Raw genomic sequence first — 19,826 nt, forward strand, 5'->3', positions numbered from 1 at the left:
GACTCTATAGACCGAGGGCGACGGCACTCCAATATGTAATACCGGCCGCGACGTAGGCGAGCGCAAAAAGATAGACGAGCATGAACATCGGCCATTTCCAGCCGTTGGTTTCGCGCTTGGTCACAGCAATGGTCGAGATACATTGCGGGGCAAAGACAAACCAGGCGAGAAAGGCCAAAGCGGTCGGCAGCGACCAGCGGCTTTGCAGGCGCTCGGTCAGCGATTTTGCTTCCGCTTCCTCGTCCGCCGCATCAATCGCATAGGTTGTGGCCAGCGCTGCTACCGCGACTTCCCGTGCGGCCATGGCCGGGATCAGGGCGAGCGCGATATCGCGGTTGAAGCCGATCGGCTTGACGACGGGCGCGATGACATTGGCAATCCGCCCCGCGACGCTATAGTCGACCTGGCTCATCCCGCTGTCTTCGGGCACTTTCGGGAAAGTGAGCAAAAGCCACAATACAACGGTGGCGGCGAAGATGATCGTACCGGCGCGGCGCAGGAAAATCCAGGCCCGCTGCCATAGTCCGATCAATATGTCGCGCAGGCTTGGCAGCTGATATTTCGGCATTTCCATCAGGAAGCCGCTATTCGGCCCCTTGGTCACCGTCGACCGGAGCACCAGCGCGACGACCATCGCGCCGACGATCCCGAAAACATAGAGGCCGAACAATACCAGACCCTGCAGCCCGATGCCGGGGCCGACGGTGGTCGGCGGAATGAATGCGCCGATGATGATCGCGTAAACCGGAAGCCGCGCCGCGCAGGTCATCAATGGTGCCACCAATATGGTGGTCAAACGATCCCTCGGGTCGGAAATGCTACGTGTCGCCATGATGCCGGGAATGGCGCAGGCAAACGAGGACAGCAGCGGTATAAAGCTCCGGCCCGACAGACCGACGCTTGCCATCAGCCGGTCCATGATGAAGGCGGCGCGGGTCATATAACCGCTCGCCTCGAGCAGGAGGATGAACAGAAACAGGATCAGGATCTGCGGCAGGAACACCACAACCGAACCGACCCCTGCGATGGCCCCCTCGATAATGAAATCGCGTATGAAGCCAGACGCCATATTCGATTCGACGGCTGCAGCGACCCATTCGCTGGCGCTTTCAATCCAGCCAATCGGTGCCTCTGACCAGGCGAATACCGCCTGGAACATGATGAACAGCACCGAGAGCAGAATCAACGGCCCTAAAAAGGGATGGAGAAACAAATTGTCGGCCCGCTCTGACCAGCGTCGGCCGGCGGTTTCGGAAACAATCACCTGATTGGCAATCAGCTTCGCCTGTTGCCGCAAACCGTGATCGCGTTCCTGTGCGACAATCGGTCCAACACTGTCCTGCTTGAGCTTGAGACGGTTTTCCACAGCAGCAGATAATTCTTCCAGCCCGCGCCGGCGTACCGCGACGGTCGGAACCACCGGAACGCCGAGAGCATTTTCGAGCTTCGCCGGGTCGAGGGTCAGCCCGTCCCGCTCCGCCAGATCCATCATGTTCAGCGCGACCACGACCGGATGGCCGAGCGCGATGACCTCGAGTGCGAAGCGCAAATGATTGTCGAGATTGGCGGCGTCGAGCACCAGGACGATCATGTCGGGCCGACGCTCGCCCTTCTGCAATCCCATGATGACGCCGCGCGTCACTTCTTCGTCGGGACTGGTCGGATCGAGACTATAGCTGCCGGGCAAATCGACCAGTTCGGCAGGTCGTCCATCGGCAAAGGCAAAATGTCCGGATTTGCGTTCGACCGTGACGCCGGGATAATTGGCAATCTTCTGCCGGGCACCGGTCAGTGCGTTGAACAGGGCGCTTTTGCCGGAATTGGGGTTGCCCGCAAGGACAATGAGGGGAGCAGCTTCAGTCATTGATCAGGCCGCTAACGTTATGGCTACCGGCTGGACCGATATCGCCTGCGCATGGGATTTGCGGATGGCTATCATCATCCGTCCGACTTGTAGCGCTATCGGATCGTTCAGACCGAACATCCCCTTATGCAATTTCTCGACCGAGACTCCTTCATCGATGCCAAGTGCGCGCAGACGGCGACCCTCGGTTTCGGAAATGGCTGCCCAGTCGACTGAAACGATTTCAGCATTTTGCCTGAGTGACAACTGGTCAAGGGTCGTGGGAGTCTGCATATATCGCAACAAGGCCTTTCTAATTGCGACTGATTATCAATATTGATTACGCTTGGCGAGTCTTTTTGTGCGAATTTGTATCGAACCGCGGCACATTATGATTTGCATCAGCGGCAAAGCAGCATCTGTTGCTCAGGTTCCCCGATAACGCAACCGCCCGACAAAGCGGGCCATGCTGAACCGGTCGCCGCCCCGGCCGGTGACCTTGGCCTTGGCCTTCTCGAACTGCATGACATTTTCGATCCGCCGATCCAGAAACGCTCTGGTTTCCGCATAGCCTTCGCTTTGATCATCGAGGAATACGCTGATCGTACTACCGTAAACGCCCGACAACAGGGTGCGCTTGGTATAATGATTATAGTCGGTCGCGGTATCACCGGCGAGCCGCCACATCTTGTCCGCTGCGCGCCAGCCCATTTTCGCGGCTCTGCGCAAATTCGGCGGTGCAGCCAGTATCGCCAATGCGCGCCGCAGTCCTTCACGATCCGCCTCCAGCGCTTCCAGACGGGCTTCGACCAGTGCCTTGATCCGCTCGCGTATTTTCATCACGGCGAGGTCATCGGCGCTATATTTCGCCGCCATTTTCTCGTCCACCGCCTGAAACCAGGCGTCGATCATGTCGACCGGGCCTTCGTTGAAGGCGAGTCTGGCAAGATCGGCATCGACGCCTGCGAGGTCCGCAGCGGCGAGCACAGCTTTCTCGTTCCAGCCGTCGAATGCCGCCTGCGCTGCCAGTGCGGGCGCGAGAAAGGCACGCACCTCGTCCAGGGTCGGATCTTCGGGGAGCGATACGGACATGGGAGTTCCTTTGAAATCAGAGCTATCAATATAAACAGAAATTGCTTCGTTTCAAACCATTGCATTCGGATGTGCGGTCTCTTAACTGTCTGGTTAACAATTCACGCCTCTTGTTTCAGGGAATTCCATCTTGACCACATTGTTCGATCCGATCACCGTTGGCGCCATCGAGGCCCAGAACCGTATGTTCATGGCCCCGCTTACCCGCTGTCGTTCGACCATGGAATTTGTCCCGACTCCGATCATGGGTGAATATTATACACAGCGCTCCGGTGCCGGCCTGATCATTTCCGAAGCCACCGGCATCAGCCAGCAGGGCCTCGGCACGCCTTTCGCGCCGGGTATCTGGAATGAAGCGCAGACCGAAGCGTGGAAACCGGTTATCGATCGCGTGCACAAAGCCGGCGGCAAGATCATCTGCCAGCTCTGGCATATGGGCCGCATCGTCCATCCCGACTTCCTCGATGGCGAGAAGCCGGTGTCCGCTTCCGCGACAACCGCTCCGGGCAGTGTCCGTACCTATCAGGGCAAGAAGGATTATACAGAAGCGCGGCCGCTGGAAATTTCCGAAATTCCGGCTCTTCTCGATGATTATCAAAATGCCGCGGAAAACGCTAAAAAAGCGGGCTTTGACGGCGTCCAGCTGCACGCCGCGAACGGTTATCTGATCGACCAGTTCATCCGCTCCGGCACCAACTTACGGACCGACGAATATGGCGGACCGGTTGAAAACCGTATCCGTCTGCTCGGCGAAGTGACCCAGCGGCTGGTAGATGTCTGGGGCAGCGACCGGGTCGCCGTTCGCCTGTCGCCCAATGGCGATTCGCAGGGCGCCGATGACGCAACGCCGATCGAAACCTTCACCGCAGCGGCCAAACTGCTCGACAAGATCGGCATTGCCTTTCTCGAGCTGCGCGAGCCGCCTGCCCATGGTACTTATGGCAATACCGATGTGCCACCGGTCAGTCCGCAAATCCGGCCGGTGTTCAAAGGACCGCTAGTGCTCAACAGCGACTATTTTTATGATAATGCGACCGAGGCGCTGGCCGAAAACAAGGCCGACGCGATCAGCTTTGGCCGGACCTTCATGACCAATCCCGACTTGCCGGAACGCTTCCGCACCGGCGCTGAGCTCAACCCGATCGACTTTACGCCGACCTGGTATAGTCAGGGTCCCGAGGGATATATCGATTATCCGACTATGAAGCAGAAGGAAGGCGCGACGGCCTGAACGAACCGCGTTCGGTTAAAAGCTGCTCTGGAGTCGGCGGAACATATCCTGGACCGCTGACTCCGCTTCCATTTCCCGGTCCATGCGGGCCGAGAGGCGCTGCAGGCGCTGGAACAATTCCTCGCTGGCCATTATAATCTGGCGCGCTTCTGCCGGAAAGCGATTTACCAACGAGTGATCGGTAACGGGTGCCTGACCAAGCGAGCGATCACGGTTCCATGCTTCGCCTTCGGACAATTCGCCACTTTGCAGGGCTTTCTGGTTCAGAAGCCAGGCGATGCAATGCATCAGTCTTGTGGTGACCTTTAACGATTCACAGGAAAAAGAAACGGCAAGAAGATTGTCCGGGTCGCATTCTTCATGGAAACGCCCCGATTCAAAATAGGATCGTGACTCGTCCGCCAGAAGCATTGCCTCGGTATATAGCGCATCCATCAGTCTCGGCGTCAAAAGGGATTCACGGTCCTGCATATTTGCTTCGTAGCAATTTATAGATGCTCGTTGACAGTTAATTTTAAATATCAGGCGCCCCTGTAAGGCGTCTGTTTCAAACTGACACGCGGGAGATTGCGGGGTTAACTGGTGGACAGTTTTGGTTAACGGACAGGAATTCCGCTGACAGCCACGACCTCAGGCAATGATGTCGGGAATCAGCTGGTTCTCGATCACGATGATACGATCGCGCAATTGCAATTTTCTTTTCTTGAGTCGCGCCGTCCGGAGCTGATCCGCATTGCCCGATTCAACCAGCGCGGCAATCGCTTCGTCGAGATCGCGATGCTCGATTTTCAGCATTTCGAGCCGCATTTGCAACTCTTCATCGCTCATCCCCATTCCGGATCAATCTCCCCCTTGCGTCAGTGCAGCTATTTTGCAATCCTGATCCTATTCATGGTTCAAGTCGAAACCAAGACATTTAAATCATGAAGCCGGAGGCCATGGCCGATACAATCAGAAAGGAAGCTTCCACCGTCTTTCATTTTCAAAAACAACATTTTTTGAGGAGACTTTAATGATTCAGGATCACATGTCAGCATTGCGCAAAAAACATGAAGCGCTGGAACGCAAGATCAACGAAGAGGAAACCCGCCCGCTTCCCGACACGATTCGAATTCATAGTCTCAAGAAAGAAAAGCTCCGTCTGAAAGAAGAACTGCTGGATTAACCGGGATTCGGCGACGCTGATCGGGCCAGACGGACAAAATATAAGTCCGCCTGGCCCGAAGCGTCGTTTTCTACATCGCACTCATCTGGCGTTTCTGCTAGGCAAAGATCATGCCCGCATCTGATCCCTCCAGTACCAAGACAGCCCGCAATATCCTTACCGGCCTCCGGTCGATAATGGCGTCGCGTGGCAACGCCCAGGCGAAGCTGAACCAAGTCGTTGAAACCATCGCAGACGCGGTGAGCAGCGAAGTCTGCTCGATCTATCTGCGCCGCGATGGCCTGCTGGAACTGTTCGCGACCCGCGGACTCAATGCAGAGGCGGTTCACGTCACAAAGCTCGCGATGGGCGAAGGCCTGACCGGCTATATCGCCAAAAATGTCGAGACGCTGAACCTCGACGAGGCGGCGAGCCATCCCGATTTCCAGTACCGGCCGGAAACCGGTGAAGAAAAATTCCATAGCTTTGCCGGGGTGCCGATCATCCGCAACCAGCAATCAATCGGCGTATTATGTGCCCAGCATGTCGAACCGCGCCGCTATTCGGAAGTCGAGATCGAGGCCTTTCAAACGGCGGCAATGGTCTTGTCCGAACTGATCATCAGCGCCGAACTGGTCGACGACAATTTCGCCGAAGAAACGGTAACGATCGACGTTGGCGCCAATCGGCTGAGCGGGCTGCAACTGGTCAAGGGCAAGGCCCGCGGCCATGCGGTTTTTCACCAGCCGCGGGTTAAAATCGAACATACCGTTGCCGAAGATACCGAGGCGGAACGGCACCGGGTCTATTCGGCGTTCGACAAGATGCGCGACCAGATCGATCTGATGACCAGTCAGGCAGAATTCGGTGTTGGCGGCGAGCATGAAGAAGTGCTCGAGACTTACAAGATGTTCGCTTATGACGAAGGCTGGAGCCGGCGCATCAACGAAGCCATCGACAGCGGCCTGACCGCCGAAGCGGCGATTGAACGGGTGCAGCAGCATACAAGGATGCGGATGCGGCAAATTGACGATCCGCTGCTGGCCGAACGCATGCACGATCTGGAAGATCTCGCCAACCGGCTGCTGCGTACGGTTTCCGGACAGATGGGCACCGCTGCAAAAATGGGCTTGCGGCAGGACACGATCCTGATTGCCCGCAACCTTGGGCCGGCAGAACTGCTGGAATATGACCGGCGCAAGCTGAAGGGTGTCATTCTCGAGGAAGGCTCGCTGACCGCCCATGTCACGATCATCGCGCGCGCGATGGGCATCCCGATACTCGGCCAGGTCAAGAATATCCGGCAAGTCGTCCGCGAAGACGACCCTCTTTTGCTCAATGTCGACGACAAGACCGTTTTTGTTCGCCCCAGCCCCTCGATGGAGGAGGCGTTTGAAGCGCAGCTGGAACTCAGCCAGAAAAAGCGCGCCGCCTATTCCGAATTACGCGACAAGGAAGCCGTAACCAAGGATGGCGTCCGGATCACCGTCAATATCAATGCCGGCTTGCGGGATGATCTGGCATTGCTCAATCTCACCGGGGCAGACGGCATCGGATTGTTCCGGACCGAATTTCAATTTCTCGTCGCCGCAACCATGCCCGGTAGAGCCGGCCAGACCCGTTTCTACCGCGATGTTCTGGAAGCTGCCGGTGAAAAACCGGTCATATTCCGCACGGTCGACATTGGCGGGGACAAGCCTCTCCCCTATTTCCAGGCCAGCGAGATCAAGGAAGACAATCCGGCAATGGGCTGGCGGGCGATCCGCATCGGCCTTGAGCGGGACGCGCTGATGAAGGTCCAGGCTCGTGCCCTGATCGAAGCGGCAGCGGGACGGAAACTGAATGTCATGTTCCCGATGGTCGCAGAACCGTGGGAATTTGATGAAGCCAAGGCGGTATTCGAAAATCAGCGAACCTATCTGAAAAACCAGAAGAAGCGACTGCCAACGCAAATTCGCTACGGTGCCATGCTAGAGGTCCCTGCTCTGGCCGAGTGTCTCGACCTGATGGCGGACCGGCTCGACTTTCTGTCGATCGGGACCAATGATCTTACCCAGTTTCTGTTTGCCGCGGACCGGAGCAATCCCAAACTCGCCGAACGATTTGACTGGATGAGCCCGGCCATTCTCAGATTCTTGCGCCGCGCCTCCGACAATGCCGCGCGGTTTGATATTCCGCTCGGTATTTGCGGAGAAATGGGTGGCCGCCCGCTTGACGCTCTGGCGCTACTGGGGCTGGGCATTCGCAATCTGTCGATCACCCCTGCTTCGGTTGGCCCGATCAAGGCGATGGTCCGGTCGCTCGATCTCGGTCAGGCCACGTTGGAAATCGAAGCGATTTTGAAGGAGGCGCCAGCCGAACCGAGATTGCGTCTCGAACAATGGGCCAATCAGCGCAATGTTGATCTCGACTGATCAGTTTTGCCACGATCTGCCGGCAATTTTTCTGTCGAGTGGCCAAAAATGTGAAAATCCAGTGTCTAAAGCATGATAGTCATTGACTTTTGCTGCTCAAACTGGCTTTTTTCGTCGAATATCCGGGAAGTGCGAAAAGGGTCGCAAAATGATCCGGCCAAGGGAGTTTTTTGTGGCCGAAGAAACCAATGATGAAGAAAATGCCGAGCTGCATCTGCACAGCACCGGTGAATTATTACGTCGCGCGCGGGAGCAGAAAAGTCTCTCGCTCGAAGACATCGCCAAAAAAACCCGGATTCCGCAACGCCATCTGGAATCGATCGAAAGCGGCGATTTCGACGCTTTGCCCGGACGAACATATGCGATCGGCTTCGCCAAATCCTACGCCCGAACCGTCGGCCTGGTCGACGCCTCCATCGGCAGCCAGTTGCGCGCGGAAATGGATGAACAGGGTCACGCGGCTTACCAGCCCGAAGTCAGCGGCTATGCGCCGGCCAACCCGTCCAGCATTCCACCCCGCTATCTGGCATGGACAGCCGCCGGCATAGGGGCCTTGGTGCTGATCGGCTATCTGGTCTGGCGCACGTTGATCCTCAATCCCGGTGATCTGGAGCAAATTGCGGAAAGCGAAACCGCAACACCGACCGAAACCGCGTCGGCAGGTGCCAGTGACCAGAATGTCGCGGATATTGGTCCGGTACTGTCAAGCCAGGGAACCGTGGTGCTGACCGCGACCGAACCGGTCTGGATGAAAATCTATGATGCGGAAGGCGAGCGCCTTTTCGAAAATGAAATGGCCGCCGGAGAGACTTTCACGGTACCGGCTGATGCCAACGACCCGCAGATTCTAACCGGGCGTCCCGCTGCTCTGACCGTCACCATCGACGGCCAGGTTGTCCCGCAACTGGGAACTGCTGAGCGGACCATCAAGGATGTCGGCGTCAGTGCGAAGGCTTTGCTGGCACGGGAAGAAGTCAGCAATCCCGCCGCCGACTTGTCGTCTGAATAAGGACCATAGGGGCCGTCACGATAGCGACAAGCCGCCGGAACAAGCCTGTTTCGGGACATAATATTCTTTACTTTTCAGCGTAGTATATGGTTAATATACGAGAAATCAGCGGAGGCCTCGATGAAGACATTCGGTATCACAATTCTGCTCACCAGCTTGCTTGTCAGTACACCTGTAGCGGCTCAGAACGCAGAGGTAGACAAGCGCGTGGACCGGCTGGAGCAGGAAATGCGTGCGGTTCAGCGCAAGGTGTTTCCCGGCGGTTCGACCCGCTATTTCGAACCCGAAATCACGGCGGAAAATGGCCCGGCATCGCCTGCGGCAGCGGTCACGACTTCGGCCGTCAGCGACCTGATCGCCCGGGTAGACACGCTGGAGCGCAGCTTGGCCAACCTGACCGGTCAGGTTGAGGAAAACGGCTTTCGGCTGAAAAAGATCGAGGACCGGATGGCTGCAGCCGCTGCACCAGTAGCGAGCCTGCCGGCAGCCGGTGTTACCGGATCTGCGCCAAAAGCGGCTCCTAAACCGGCCGCGGAAGCTGCTCCTGATCCCAAGCGGGTTGTCGGCGTTGCCGCAATCGTCATGCCGGAAACCGGCGATGCCGCCGAAGACGCCTATATTTACGGATATCGGTTGTGGGACGCAAAATTCTATCCCGAAGCGCAAACGCAGCTGAAGAAAATGGTCGAAGATCATCCCACCCATCGGCGCGCGAGCTTCGCCCAGAATCTGCTCGGCCGCGCCTATCTTGACGATAGCAAGCCGGCGCTGGCTTCGGTCGCTCTCTATGAAAATTACCAGAAAAGACCACGCGGCGAACGTGCACCGGACAGCCTCTATTTCCTGAGCACCGCGCTGGTGCAACTGGGCAAGAAAACTGATGCCTGCCGGGTGTTGGCGGAAATGCAGGATGTCTATCCCGAAGTCGCCAGTGGCCGGCTTGCCGATCGCGTGACATCGGGCAAGGCTGCCGCCAACTGCAAATAGATCATGGGTGATGCAGCCGCCTCGCTCGACACACGCTTTGTGGAGGCGCTTGACCGGCTGGTTCCCGCATTTGCATCAAATGACCAGAAACTGGGGCTGGCGGTTTCCGGCGGCCCCGACAGCCTGGCCCTGCTGCTGCTGGCATCCGAGGCCTGTCCCGGCAGGGTTGCTGCGGCGACTGTCGATCACGGGTTGCGTCCCGCCGCTCGCACGGAAGCAGAATTCGTAGCGGAGATCTGTCGGGAACGCGGCATCCCTCACGAAATTTTGCGACCGGTCGTCCCGATCCGCGGCAGCATCCAGAGCGCGGCCCGGCACGCCCGTTACGGACTGTTGCACGACTGGATGAAAGACAACCGGATCCATTGGCTAGCGACTGCCCATCATGCCGATGACCAGCTGGAGACCATGATCATGCGCATCTTGCGCGGCAGCGGTATCGACGGCATGTCGGGTATCAGGGAGAAGCGGACCGACATCATCCGGCCCCTGCTCCATTTTCAGAAATCGGAACTGATCGCCTATGTCGCGGACCATGGTCTGGATGCGGTCGACGATCCTTCCAATCGCGATCAGGGCTTCGACCGTGTGCGGGTACGCAATGCGCTCCAGGATCTCGAAGGATTCGACACCAGCCTTGCCAGCCAGAGCGCGAGCGCCCTGGGGGCCGCACGCGAGGCGATCGAGTGGATGGTCGAGCGGCTTGCCGCGGACCATCTCACAACCACGGACCTCGGTTGTACTCTCTCGCACATAGACTTTCCTCACGAGCTTCAACGGCGGCTATTGCTCAAATGCCTGCACATTTGTGATCCTGCTTTATCCCCGCGCGGCAACCAGATTGACCAGACAATCATCGCTCTGGAAAAGGGCGAAACCGTCACACTCGGCAACATATTGTGCCGGGGCGGAGCGGTTTGGCGCTTCCAGCCCGCACCGAAGCGCCGCAATAGCTGATTTTTTGCCGCGACGGCCCTGCCAAGGCGCTCCGATCACACTGATCGGTAAAAACATTGGCCTTCATATTGTCATCCGCCGCAAAAGGACTATCTTTACAGCATAGATAAAATTGCGGCGTGATGCCGTTCATCCGCTGCAACCATGATTACAGGACAAGATGTGCAATGAATGACGAACAGGATCCCAAAGACAATCCCTGGATGAAAAGTATGTTCATCTGGGCTGGCGTCATCGTAGCGCTTCTGCTCACCGTTTCGATGTTTGGTGCGGGAGCCTCCAGCGAGGGGGCAACGGGCATCAGCTATTCTTCCTTCCGCAACAAGGTCGAAGAAGGCAGCGTGAAAAGCGTGGCCATCGCGCCGGACAAGATCACCGGCGAACTCACCAATGGCGACATGTTCTCCACCACGCCAGTCGGCAGCGATCCTTCGCTGGTGAACCTGCTGGACGAGAAAGGCGTCGAATATAGCGGCAAGGCACAGGAACAGGCCAGCATCTGGCAGATCATTCTCGTGCAGTCCCTGCCCTTCCTGCTGATCCTCGGCATCGCCTTCTTCGTGCTGCGGCAGATGCAAAAGGGCAGCGGTTCCGGAGCCATGGGCTTTGGCAAGTCGAAGGCCAAACTGCTGACCGAAAAACAGGGCAAGGTAACCTTTCAGGATGTCGCAGGTATCGATGAAGCCCGCGAAGAGCTGGAAGAAATTGTCGAATTTCTGAAAAATCCCGGACGCTTTGCCAAGCTTGGCGGCCAGATTCCGAAAGGCGCGCTGCTTGTCGGTTCGCCCGGTACCGGTAAAACGCTGCTGGCTCGCGCCATTGCGGGCGAAGCGGGCGTACCTTTCTTCTCCATCTCCGGTTCCGATTTCGTCGAAATGTTCGTCGGCGTTGGCGCAAGCCGTGTCCGTGACATGTTCGAGCAAGCCAAGAAAAACGCCCCGTGCATCGTCTTTATCGACGAAATCGACGCAGTCGGTCGCCATCGTGGTGCCGGCCTTGGCAATGGCAATGACGAACGCGAGCAGACGCTGAACCAGCTACTGGTCGAGATGGACGGCTTCGAGGCGAATGAAGGTATCATTATCATCGCCGCGACCAACCGTCCCGACGTCCTTGATCCGGCGCTACTGCGCCCCGGCCGCTTTGACCGCCAGGTTGTCGTTCCGCGTCCCGATATTGAAGGCCGCGAAAAGATTCTTGCCGTGCATATGAAGAAAGTGCCGCTGGCTCCCGACGTTGACCCGCGCACGATTGCGCGGGGCACCCCCGGCTTCTCCGGCGCCGATCTGGCAAATCTGGTCAACGAGGCAGCGCTGATGGCGGCTCGTCGCGGCAAACGGATGGTCGCGATGAGCGAGTTCGAGGATGCCAAGGACAAGGTCATGATGGGCACAGAACGCAAGTCCATGGTGATGACGGACGACGAGAAGAAGATGACCGCTTATCACGAAGCAGGCCATGCTATTGTCTCGGTACACGAGGAAGCATCCGATCCGATCCACAAGGCGACGATCATTCCGCGCGGTCGCGCACTCGGCATGGTCATGCGTCTGCCCGAGCGCGATAATTACAGCTATCACCGCGACAAGATGCACGCCAATATGGCGGTATCCATGGGTGGTCGTGTCGCCGAGGAGATCATCTTCGGCTATGATAAAGTGTCTTCGGGAGCTTCCAGCGATATCCAATATGCCACGAAACTTGCGCGTGACATGGTCACCCAATGGGGCATGTCGGACGAGATGGGACCCCTGCAATATGAAGAGGAACAGGGTGAAACCTTCCTCGGCTATTCGCAATCGCAGCGGGTGCATATGTCAGACGAGACCGCGAAAAAGATCGACATGGAAATTCGCAAGCTGATCGATGACAGCTATGACCGGGCGAAGCATCTGCTGACCAAGCATAATGACCAGCTCCATGCTCTGGCCAATGCATTGCTCGAATATGAGACGCTGTCCGGTGAGGAAATTGACGAACTGGTCAAGAACGGCAAGTTCGAGCGTCCGGATGGCGGTGTCGTCAAACCGACCGCTGTGCCATCAGTCGGCGCATCGATCCCGAAAGCGGGACGGAAGAAGAAGGGTCCGTTTGGCGATCCCAAACCACAAGGCGCTTAATCGCCGTCCGGCAACGGAACAAGAAACAAGAAACAAGAAAGGCCGCTCGGGATATTCCCGGCGGCCTTTTCTTTTGTCTCGATATGTGCGGTGGACCGCAGAGCGTTTAGCGGCGACCGTAGTCTCCGGCGACACCGGCGCTGCGTGGTGGTGCAGCGGCCGTGAGGCGAAGCGCTTCTGCCGACTGGCTGATCGAACCGATTTCATCCGGCGTATCATCATCGTCGATGAGAACCTTCTGCAGCGATTGAATCAGGCTTTCCTGCAGATCCTTCGGCTTGACCGTTTCTTCTGCGATTTCGCGCAGGGCGACAACCGGGTTTTTATCGCGATCGCGATCAACAGTCAGCTCTGCGCCGCCTGAAATCTCACGTGCGCGCTGGGCAGCAAACAACACCAGATCAAACCGGTTTGTGACTTTATCAACGCAATCTTCAACCGTAACGCGAGCCATAAGGCGCTCCTGATTCTGCAAACTATAGGAAAAGAGGCCTGCATCTAGGGCGATGCGCGGGATTTGTCAACAAATCCGGACTCTCGCAGCGATTGGTCAGGAAACCAATCGGCAATCTAATGGTTTGTCGGTGTACCGATGATAATCTATGCCCTGAAACCATGGAAAACACGCCCGTGAACAACCTGCTATGGCAACCCGGACAACCGCAGTGGTTTGATGTCGGCGGGAACCGGTTGCGGCTGGTCCGCGCGGCAGACGAACGACTTTCCGCGCTGGTGCACATGCTCGAACGGGCCGACGAAAGCCTCAAGCTTTTCTTCTACATGTTCGAAGACGATCTGATCGGCAGGAAAATACTCTCTTTGCTGATAACCGCCTGCGAGCGGGGCGTTGCGGTCGAAATGATGGTCGACAGCTTCGGCTCGAATGGCGCGCCGCGCGGTTTTTTTGACCCTCTCGTCCAGGCCGGGGGGAAATTCAGGGTTTTCAGCCCGCGTTTTTCCACCAGCTATTTTGTCCGCAATCATCAGAAGATGATCATCGCCGATGATTGCTGCGCCCTGATCGGCGGGTTCAATATCGCCGACGAATATTTCGCCGTGCACCAACAATCCGGGGATAGCGCACAGAGCGACGAGAGCTGGGAAGATCTCGGCCTCGAAATCAAGGGGCCCGAGGTTGCCAATCTCGCCAGCTATTTTCGGCTTTTGTCCAACTGGGTTTATCAGGATAATAGCAATATGCGCTCGCTGCGGAAGATGGTGAGACACTGGGAAGCCGGAAATGGCCAGTTCCAGTGGCTACTTGGTGGCCCGAGCAATCGTCTGAGCCACTGGGCGCGGGCGATCAAGAATGATCTGGAGAATGGCAGCAGGCTTGATCTCGTCACCGCCTATTTTTCGCCAGGGCAAGGGCTTTTGCGGCGGATTGGCGGATTGTCAAAGCGCGGCGGACAAAGCCGGATCATATTGCCCGGCAAAACCGACAATCGCGCGACCATGGGGGCAAGCCGGTTGCTATACGGCTATTTGCTGAAGCGGCATGCGCGGCTTTTCGAATTTCAGCCCAGACGCCTCCATACAAAATTGGTGGTCGTCGATAATGCTGTCTATGTCGGTTCGGCGAATTTTGATTTGCGCAGCCTGTTCATCAATGTGGAGATGATGTTGCGGATCGAAGATGCCGGTTTTGCCGGTCATGCGCGTAGCGTGATCGATATCCTGCACGAAAATAGCGAAACCATCACGCCGGCGCTGCACAAATCCCGCCGCACGTTTCTCAATCGGCTGCGCTGGACAATATCCTATTTCGTCGTAAATACGCTAGACTATCGGGTTACCCGCAGATTCAATTTCGGTATCGTCAAATAGAAGACGTTCGCCCAGATGAACCGGTTTGCCAGCCAGCCGGAGCAATCTGTCGCAGCAGGAGAATCATTCACCGCAATAGGCAGTTTTGCCCCTGTTCAGACAGGGCCGCGTAGTTAGAAGGGTCTATGAACATTCCAACAGCAGATGATCGCCCGCTCATGAGACATTTTCGGCATGTATTGACATTGATGCTGACCGTCACACTGGCTGCCTGCGTGTCTGCCTCAAACCGGCCGGCAGCAAGGACGGATAACGCCCCGCCGCCGATCTATCAGAATCGGGCACCGTCAGCGCCGCCAAGCACCGACACTGCACGCGAACAGCCCAACCCTGCACTGGTCCGGGAGATCGATCAACTCTGGCGGACATTCCCCGGGAAGACCGGGATCGCCGTGAAACGGATCGACGGCGAATGGGAATTCGGCCACCGGATTGATGAATATTTTCCTCAGCAAAGCGTTTCCAAGCTCTGGGTAGCGATGACCATGCTCGACAAGATCGATCAGGGCCGGGCATCGCTCTCCGACCCGATCCGCATCGGGAAGGAAGACCTTACTGTTTTCCATCAACCGATGGCGGTTGAAGTGGAACGGGAAGGTGCGGTTGTGAAATCCGTCTACACCCTGCTCGAAAAGGCGCTGGCGAGCAGCGACAACACTGCAAACGACTCCCTGCTTCGGCATGCCGGAGGGCCGGAGGCCGTCCGCAAGTTCATCGCCAAAAACGATCTCGGGAAAATCCGCTTCGGTCCGGGCGAACGGCTTTTACAGAGCGGGATTGCCGGGATGGAATGGAAGCAGAATCTGTCCTACCGCCGGACATTCTATGCGGCCCGCGCCAAAATACCGGTCGAACAGCGGCGGCAGTCTCTTGACGCCTATCTGGCCGATCCTGTTGATGGAGCCAGTCCTCTTGCAATTGTCCGCGCGCTCGACAAACTGGCCCGGGGCGAATTGCTCTCGGCCAATTCGACCAAATTGCTGCAGTCGATATTGAAACGGACAAGAAGCGGCCCGAACCGGCTGAAGGCTGGCGTGCCTGCGGGGTGGGAATTCCTGCACAAAACCGGAACCGGGCAGGTTCTCGGTTCGGTAGCAACCGGATATAATGATATCGGTATCATGACTGCGCCCGACGGAACCCGCTATGCCGTGGTGGTGATGCTGGGCGATACGACCGCTTCGATCCCCGAACGCATGCGCCTGATGCAGGCGGTGACACGGGCCGTGGGCCGATACCACCCGGGCTAGAACCTATTCGCTATCAGCCGGAGCGGCGGTCATATTCTCCGTCAAGTCAGGCGGCGCGTTGCGCTCGTCGAGCATTTCCGCTGCTTCATCCAGTGCTTTTGCTTCGCCGACGGTGACACCGCCGGGGCCGGGATCATTTTGTGCCGGGCCGCAGGCTACCAGGCCGGCCAGTATCATGACGCTGAAGATGCTTTTCATGATATCTCCATAAACCCTGTTCGGGCTGGACCAAAGACAAAAAAAGGGCCGTCCGAAGACAGCCCTTTTCTGAAATAGTTGGAAAAGCTTAGTTTACTGCTTTTTTCGCAGCGTCTGCAGCTTTGTCGACTGCGCTTTTGGCAGCATCTTTAGCAGCGTTACCGGCCTCTTCAGCGGCATTGCCAGCGGCTACAGCAGCTTCGCCAGCGGCATCAGCAGCTTCAGCGGTTGCTTCAACAGCGGCTTCGCCCATGGCGTCCGCGGAACCTTCAGCAGCATCCATGGCATCATCAGCAGCTTCTTCAGCGGTTGCTTCAGTGCCTTCTACAGCTTCTTCTGCACCGGTTTCAGCATTGTCGGCGCCGGAGCATGCGGCCAGGCCAAGTGCAGCGGCCAGAACGATCGATGTTGTAACTTTTTTCATTGGGGTAACCCTCTATTTTAATCCTCAAAAACCAAGCCGGCGGGGAGGTGTTTTATCTCCTCTGGCCTGCGGCGCCTATCATTAGCGATATGACCGAATGAACGCAATGAAGAACCTGATTCGGCAATTTCCGGCGTGTAAATTCTCCTAGACTCGTGACCGGAAATAAAAGCCAAAGGCAGAAGATCAAGCCGATTGACCAGATATAAAGATTTCTTTATATAGCTATGCGACATGGATCATATCTTGAACATTTTTAGAGCACTCGCTGACCCTACGCGGTTACGAATCATGCTGTTGCTGCAAAAGATGGAGCTGGCCGTCGGCGAACTGGCGCAAATTCTCGACCAGAGTCAGCCGCGCATTTCCCGGCACATCAGAATATTGGATGAAGCGGGACTGGCGGAACGCCGGAAAGAAGGCAGCTGGGTGTTTCTGAAACCCGGACCGGCATCCGAGCTGCAAATATTGGGACGCATTTTTCGATCGGGCAAGGTCGCGAAGTCCGAACAGGCGTTGCAGGATCAAGCACAGCTGTCACTGGTACGCAAGGCGCGCGCCGAAATGGCAGAGCGCTATTTCTCCGCTCACGCCGAAGAATGGGATGCCATCCGCTCGCTGCATTTGCCCGAAGAGGAAGTCGAGCGGGCGATGCTCGCCTTGCTGCGTGATGCACCACTTGGCAAGTTACTGGATATCGGAACCGGGACGGGGCGGATGGTCGAACTGTTCGGCGCCTCGGCGCAATCGATCGTCGCGATCGACAATAGTCCCGAAATGCTGCGGCTGGCGCGGGCCAAATTGCTCGAGAGCGAAACCGTTAGCGGATCCAATCTGGTGCAGAAAACAGAGTTGAAGCAAGGCGACTTCAACAATCTGCCGCTGGAAAATGGCGCGGTTGACAGTGTCATTCTCCACCAGGTTCTGCATTATGCGCAACATCCGGAAGCGGTATTGGTAGAAGTTTCGCGGGTGTTGAAGCCCGATGGTATCGTTCTGATCGCGGATTTTGCTGCCCATGACCGGGAAGACCTGCGCACCGAACATGCGCACGCACGGCTCGGCTTTAGCGATGACAGCATGAGACACTGGCTCTCTGCGTCGAAGCTCGAACTGGTGCAGACCAGAACGCTTGATGGCGGTGAACTGACGGTAAAAATATGGATCGCCAAGAAAGCTACCGTCCCCAGCCTGCATCCAGATTCCGACAAATTGCCCCCGCAAACCGAAAATTTGAAAAGAGCATCAGCATGAACAATCCAACGCGGCCGATGGGCCTAATCGAACTGGAAGAGGCAAAACGGGCGCTTGATGCACCGCTCTTCGCCGGATTGAGCGGCGATGCGGATGTTTCGTTCGAGTTTTTTCCACCGAAATCGGACAAAATGGAAAAAACCCTGTGGGACAGTGTCGTGACGCTCGAGCCGCTCAATCCCCGGTTTGTTTCGGTAACTTATGGCGCGGGCGGAACCACACGGGAACGCACCCATGCGACGGTGGCGAGAATTGCCAAGGAAACCAATATTCCCGCGGCGGCGCATCTGACCTGCGTCGGCGCAAGCAAGGCGGAAATCGCCGAGGTTGCCCAGTCCTATTGGGATGCCGGCGTTCGCCATATCGTTGCCTTGCGCGGCGATCCGCCGTCAGAAGGCCAGGCTTTCGAACCGCATCCGCAAGGCTACGCCAGTGCCGCCGAGCTGGTAAAGGGTCTGAGCGATATCGCGCCTTTTGAAATCTCGGTGGCTGCCTATCCCGAGACACATCCGGAAGCCGATTGCCCGCAAAGCGATCTCGACAATCTTAAGCGCAAGCTCGATGCAGGAGCGACCCGGGCGATCACCCAGTTTTTCTTCACCGCAGAAGCTTTCTTCCGGTTCCGCGATGCGGCAGGCGCTGCCGGCATTGATGCAGAATTGGTGCCGGGCATATTGCCGGTGTCGAACGTCGCCCAGACGCGGAAATTTGCAGGCATGTGCGGCGCGGAAATCCCGCCATGGATGAATGATCTGTTCGAAGGACTGGATGACCATCCTTCGGCGCGGCAATTGATCGCGGCCACGGTAGCGGCGGAACTCTGCCGCAAACTTTATGCCGGCGGCGTGCGCCAGTTTCATTTTTATACGCTCAACCGGGCAGAGCTGAGCTACGCCATTTGCCATTTGCTCGGCAAACGCCCCGGCAGTGCACAACAGGAGAAAGCGGCATGACCAGCCCGCGCGAACGTTTGACGAAACTGGCCGCTGAACGCATTTTGGTGTTCGATGGCGGCTATGGCACGGCGATCCAGAATTATCGTCTTGGCGAAGACGATTATCGCGGCAGTCTCGACCTGACCGATGACCAGAAGGGCAATAATGATCTGCTCAGCCTGACCCGGCCGGACATCATCGAAGCCATTCATACGTCCTATCTTGAAGCGGGCGCAGACATTATCGAAACCAACACGTTCAGTTCGACCGTGATCAGTCAGGCGGATTATGGCTGCGAACATCTGGTCCGCGATCTGAATGTCAAATCGGCCGAAATTGCGCGCGCGGCCTGCGACAAGGCAGAAGCCAAAGATGGCAGGCCGCGGTTCGTTGCCGGATCCGTCGGCCCCACCAACAAGACGCTGTCCCTGTCCCCCGACGTCAATGATCCCGGCTTCCGGGAGATTGATTATGATTATCTGAAGGGCGTCTATCGTGAGCAATGCGATGCATTGATCGACGGCGGTGTCGACTTTCTGCTGATCGAAACCATCTTTGATACGCTCAATGCCAAATGCGCCGGCATGGCGGCGATGGAAGCCGCCGAAGCAAGCGGCCGCGATGTGCCGCTGATGATATCGATGACCCTGACCGATCTGTCCGGCCGCAATCTTTCCGGCCATACGGTTGAGGCTTTCTGGCATGCCGTGCGCCATCTGAAGCCGCTGACCATCGGGCTCAACTGTTCTTTCGGCGCCGACCAGCTCAGACCGCATCTGGCGATGCTGTCGAAAGAAGCGGACTGCCTGATCATGGCCTATCCCAATGCTGGCCTGCCCAACGATCTTGGTGAATATGACGAAATGCCGGATGAAACAGCGGAATTGATTGGCGACTGGCTGAAAGACGGTCTGGTCAATATTGTCGGCGGCTGCTGCGGGACTACGCCGGAGCATATTGCAGCCATTGCCAAGGCCGTGGCTGATCAGGAACCACGCAAGATACCGGCGGTCACTGTGCGGACGCGGCTTTCCGGACTGGAACCGTTCAATATGGCGGCCTAAGCGCCCGGCAACCCGCAGCGCAGCGGTACGAACTAACTATTAATTGCTCCCCGGCTCCGGTCGAGACCAACGGATGA

General features: G+C 57.2%; 20 protein-coding genes. 12 read left to right on the forward strand and 8 right to left on the reverse strand.

Translation table 11 applies throughout. The annotated features are described in order from the left end of the window. Positions 1–4 precede the first annotated feature (4 nt). The 3 genes from feoB to ACWFTY_RS14620 all read right to left on the reverse strand — a co-directional run bounded on the left by feoB (position 5) and on the right by ACWFTY_RS14620 (position 2,935). Positions 5–1,864 carry a ferrous iron transporter B gene (gene feoB, locus ACWFTY_RS14610; RefSeq protein WP_447524911.1) on the reverse strand — a complete coding sequence of 620 codons (1,860 nt, stop codon included), beginning with the start codon at positions 1,862–1,864 and terminating at the stop codon, positions 5–7. 3 nt (positions 1,865–1,867) lie between these two features. After that, the gene (locus tag ACWFTY_RS14615; protein ID WP_447524912.1) at positions 1,868–2,137 is read right to left on the reverse strand and encodes a FeoA family protein; all 270 of its coding nucleotides are present in this window, start codon (positions 2,135–2,137) and stop codon (positions 1,868–1,870) included. A gap of 132 nt (positions 2,138–2,269) precedes the next feature. After that, on the reverse strand, positions 2,270–2,935 hold the full coding sequence (locus tag ACWFTY_RS14620) for a COQ9 family protein (RefSeq protein WP_447524913.1): 666 nt from the start codon (positions 2,933–2,935) through the stop codon (positions 2,270–2,272). Between the two features lie 130 nt (positions 2,936–3,065). Here ACWFTY_RS14620 and ACWFTY_RS14625 point away from each other — a divergent pair, with 130 nt between their 5' ends. Next, positions 3,066–4,166: an alkene reductase gene (locus ACWFTY_RS14625; protein ID WP_447524914.1), complete on the forward strand. Its 1,101-nt coding sequence runs from the start codon at positions 3,066–3,068 to the stop codon at positions 4,164–4,166. A gap of 15 nt (positions 4,167–4,181) precedes the next feature. Here ACWFTY_RS14625 and ACWFTY_RS14630 read toward each other — a convergent pair whose 3' ends face one another. Next, the gene (locus tag ACWFTY_RS14630) at positions 4,182–4,637 is read right to left on the reverse strand and encodes a DUF1465 family protein (RefSeq protein WP_447524915.1); all 456 of its coding nucleotides are present in this window, start codon (positions 4,635–4,637) and stop codon (positions 4,182–4,184) included. 159 nt (positions 4,638–4,796) lie between these two features. Next, positions 4,797–4,994 (reverse strand): YdcH family protein, encoded by a 198-nt coding sequence (locus tag ACWFTY_RS14635; protein ID WP_447524916.1) that lies wholly within the window; start codon positions 4,992–4,994, stop codon positions 4,797–4,799. Between the two features lie 184 nt (positions 4,995–5,178). Here ACWFTY_RS14635 and ACWFTY_RS14640 point away from each other — a divergent pair, with 184 nt between their 5' ends. From ACWFTY_RS14640 to ftsH, 6 genes are all read left to right on the forward strand, one after another. Beyond that, a complete protein-coding gene (locus ACWFTY_RS14640) occupies positions 5,179–5,331 on the forward strand; it encodes a YdcH family protein (protein WP_100094071.1) in 153 nt (50 codons plus the stop codon). Positions 5,332–5,441: 110 nt separating this feature from the next. Next, positions 5,442–7,724 (forward strand): phosphoenolpyruvate--protein phosphotransferase, encoded by a 2,283-nt coding sequence (gene ptsP, locus ACWFTY_RS14645; RefSeq protein ID WP_447524917.1) that lies wholly within the window; start codon positions 5,442–5,444, stop codon positions 7,722–7,724. Positions 7,725–7,896: 172 nt separating this feature from the next. Then, on the forward strand, positions 7,897–8,733 hold the full coding sequence (locus ACWFTY_RS14650; RefSeq protein ID WP_447524918.1) for a helix-turn-helix domain-containing protein: 837 nt from the start codon (positions 7,897–7,899) through the stop codon (positions 8,731–8,733). Between the two features lie 120 nt (positions 8,734–8,853). Then, positions 8,854–9,720 carry a tetratricopeptide repeat protein gene (locus ACWFTY_RS14655; protein WP_447524919.1) on the forward strand — a complete coding sequence of 289 codons (867 nt, stop codon included), beginning with the start codon at positions 8,854–8,856 and terminating at the stop codon, positions 9,718–9,720. Between the two features lie 3 nt (positions 9,721–9,723). Then, complete coding sequence (gene tilS, locus ACWFTY_RS14660; protein WP_447524920.1) at positions 9,724–10,677, forward strand: tRNA lysidine(34) synthetase TilS; 954 nt, start codon at positions 9,724–9,726, stop codon at positions 10,675–10,677. A gap of 167 nt (positions 10,678–10,844) precedes the next feature. Continuing rightward, on the forward strand, positions 10,845–12,797 hold the full coding sequence (gene ftsH / locus ACWFTY_RS14665; protein ID WP_447524921.1) for an ATP-dependent zinc metalloprotease FtsH: 1,953 nt from the start codon (positions 10,845–10,847) through the stop codon (positions 12,795–12,797). 106 nt (positions 12,798–12,903) lie between these two features. On the opposite strand, the gene rpoZ is transcribed toward ftsH, so the two are convergent. Next, a complete protein-coding gene (gene rpoZ, locus ACWFTY_RS14670) occupies positions 12,904–13,251 on the reverse strand; it encodes a DNA-directed RNA polymerase subunit omega (protein WP_067201203.1) in 348 nt (115 codons plus the stop codon). Positions 13,252–13,412: 161 nt separating this feature from the next. On the opposite strand from rpoZ, the gene ACWFTY_RS14675 reads away from it, so the two are divergent. Both ACWFTY_RS14675 and ACWFTY_RS14680 read left to right on the forward strand, forming a co-directional pair. Next, entirely contained in the window at positions 13,413–14,624 is a 1,212-nt protein-coding gene (locus ACWFTY_RS14675) for a phospholipase D-like domain-containing protein (protein WP_447524922.1), read from the forward strand. Positions 14,625–14,782: 158 nt separating this feature from the next. After that, positions 14,783–15,874 carry a serine hydrolase gene (locus tag ACWFTY_RS14680; RefSeq protein WP_447524923.1) on the forward strand — a complete coding sequence of 364 codons (1,092 nt, stop codon included), beginning with the start codon at positions 14,783–14,785 and terminating at the stop codon, positions 15,872–15,874. 3 nt (positions 15,875–15,877) lie between these two features. Here ACWFTY_RS14680 and ACWFTY_RS14685 read toward each other — a convergent pair whose 3' ends face one another. Both ACWFTY_RS14685 and ACWFTY_RS14690 read right to left on the reverse strand, forming a co-directional pair. Continuing rightward, positions 15,878–16,072: a hypothetical protein gene (locus ACWFTY_RS14685; RefSeq protein WP_447524924.1), complete on the reverse strand. Its 195-nt coding sequence runs from the start codon at positions 16,070–16,072 to the stop codon at positions 15,878–15,880. Between the two features lie 88 nt (positions 16,073–16,160). Next, a complete protein-coding gene (locus ACWFTY_RS14690; RefSeq protein WP_447524925.1) occupies positions 16,161–16,496 on the reverse strand; it encodes a hypothetical protein in 336 nt (111 codons plus the stop codon). A 234-nt stretch (positions 16,497–16,730) separates the two neighbouring features. On the opposite strand from ACWFTY_RS14690, the gene ACWFTY_RS14695 reads away from it, so the two are divergent. The 3 genes from ACWFTY_RS14695 to ACWFTY_RS14705 are packed head-to-tail and all read left to right on the forward strand — an operon-like array spanning position 16,731 to position 19,749. After that, complete coding sequence (locus ACWFTY_RS14695) at positions 16,731–17,750, forward strand: ArsR/SmtB family transcription factor (RefSeq protein WP_447524926.1); 1,020 nt, start codon at positions 16,731–16,733, stop codon at positions 17,748–17,750. Then, positions 17,747–18,703 (forward strand): methylenetetrahydrofolate reductase, encoded by a 957-nt coding sequence (gene metF, locus ACWFTY_RS14700; RefSeq protein WP_447524927.1) that lies wholly within the window; start codon positions 17,747–17,749, stop codon positions 18,701–18,703. Before ACWFTY_RS14695 ends, metF begins: the two co-directional genes overlap by 4 nt. Then, positions 18,700–19,749, forward strand: coding sequence for a homocysteine S-methyltransferase family protein (locus ACWFTY_RS14705; RefSeq protein WP_447524928.1), 1,050 nt, complete (start codon positions 18,700–18,702; stop codon positions 19,747–19,749). Before metF ends, ACWFTY_RS14705 begins: the two co-directional genes overlap by 4 nt. Positions 19,750–19,826: the final 77 nt, after the last annotated feature.

It is taken from the genome of Parasphingorhabdus sp. NYA22 (assembly GCF_976973735.1).

What these genes read in the sequence shown, in the direction of transcription:
- ptsP (WP_447524917.1), top strand. Translation starts at nt 5,442, where the DNA reads ATGCCCGCATCTGATCCCTCCAGTACCAAGACAGCCCGCAATATCCTT.
- ACWFTY_RS14635 (WP_447524916.1), bottom strand. Translation starts at nt 4,994, where the DNA reads ATGAGCGATGAAGAGTTGCAAATGCGGCTCGAAATGCTGAAAATCGAG.
- ACWFTY_RS14680 (WP_447524923.1), top strand. Translation starts at nt 14,783, where the DNA reads ATGAGACATTTTCGGCATGTATTGACATTGATGCTGACCGTCACACTG.
- ACWFTY_RS14620 (WP_447524913.1), bottom strand. Translation starts at nt 2,935, where the DNA reads ATGTCCGTATCGCTCCCCGAAGATCCGACCCTGGACGAGGTGCGTGCC.
- ACWFTY_RS14705 (WP_447524928.1), top strand. Translation starts at nt 18,700, where the DNA reads ATGACCAGCCCGCGCGAACGTTTGACGAAACTGGCCGCTGAACGCATT.
- ACWFTY_RS14675 (WP_447524922.1), top strand. Translation starts at nt 13,413, where the DNA reads ATGGAAAACACGCCCGTGAACAACCTGCTATGGCAACCCGGACAACCG.
- ACWFTY_RS14640 (WP_100094071.1), top strand. Translation starts at nt 5,179, where the DNA reads ATGATTCAGGATCACATGTCAGCATTGCGCAAAAAACATGAAGCGCTG.
- tilS (WP_447524920.1), top strand. Translation starts at nt 9,724, where the DNA reads ATGGGTGATGCAGCCGCCTCGCTCGACACACGCTTTGTGGAGGCGCTT.
- ftsH (WP_447524921.1), top strand. Translation starts at nt 10,845, where the DNA reads ATGAATGACGAACAGGATCCCAAAGACAATCCCTGGATGAAAAGTATG.
- ACWFTY_RS14695 (WP_447524926.1), top strand. Translation starts at nt 16,731, where the DNA reads ATGGATCATATCTTGAACATTTTTAGAGCACTCGCTGACCCTACGCGG.
- ACWFTY_RS14655 (WP_447524919.1), top strand. Translation starts at nt 8,854, where the DNA reads ATGAAGACATTCGGTATCACAATTCTGCTCACCAGCTTGCTTGTCAGT.
- rpoZ (WP_067201203.1), bottom strand. Translation starts at nt 13,251, where the DNA reads ATGGCTCGCGTTACGGTTGAAGATTGCGTTGATAAAGTCACAAACCGG.
- feoB (WP_447524911.1), bottom strand. Translation starts at nt 1,864, where the DNA reads ATGACTGAAGCTGCTCCCCTCATTGTCCTTGCGGGCAACCCCAATTCC.
- ACWFTY_RS14685 (WP_447524924.1), bottom strand. Translation starts at nt 16,072, where the DNA reads ATGAAAAGCATCTTCAGCGTCATGATACTGGCCGGCCTGGTAGCCTGC.
- ACWFTY_RS14615 (WP_447524912.1), bottom strand. Translation starts at nt 2,137, where the DNA reads ATGCAGACTCCCACGACCCTTGACCAGTTGTCACTCAGGCAAAATGCT.
- metF (WP_447524927.1), top strand. Translation starts at nt 17,747, where the DNA reads ATGAACAATCCAACGCGGCCGATGGGCCTAATCGAACTGGAAGAGGCA.
- ACWFTY_RS14630 (WP_447524915.1), bottom strand. Translation starts at nt 4,637, where the DNA reads ATGCAGGACCGTGAATCCCTTTTGACGCCGAGACTGATGGATGCGCTA.
- ACWFTY_RS14690 (WP_447524925.1), bottom strand. Translation starts at nt 16,496, where the DNA reads ATGAAAAAAGTTACAACATCGATCGTTCTGGCCGCTGCACTTGGCCTG.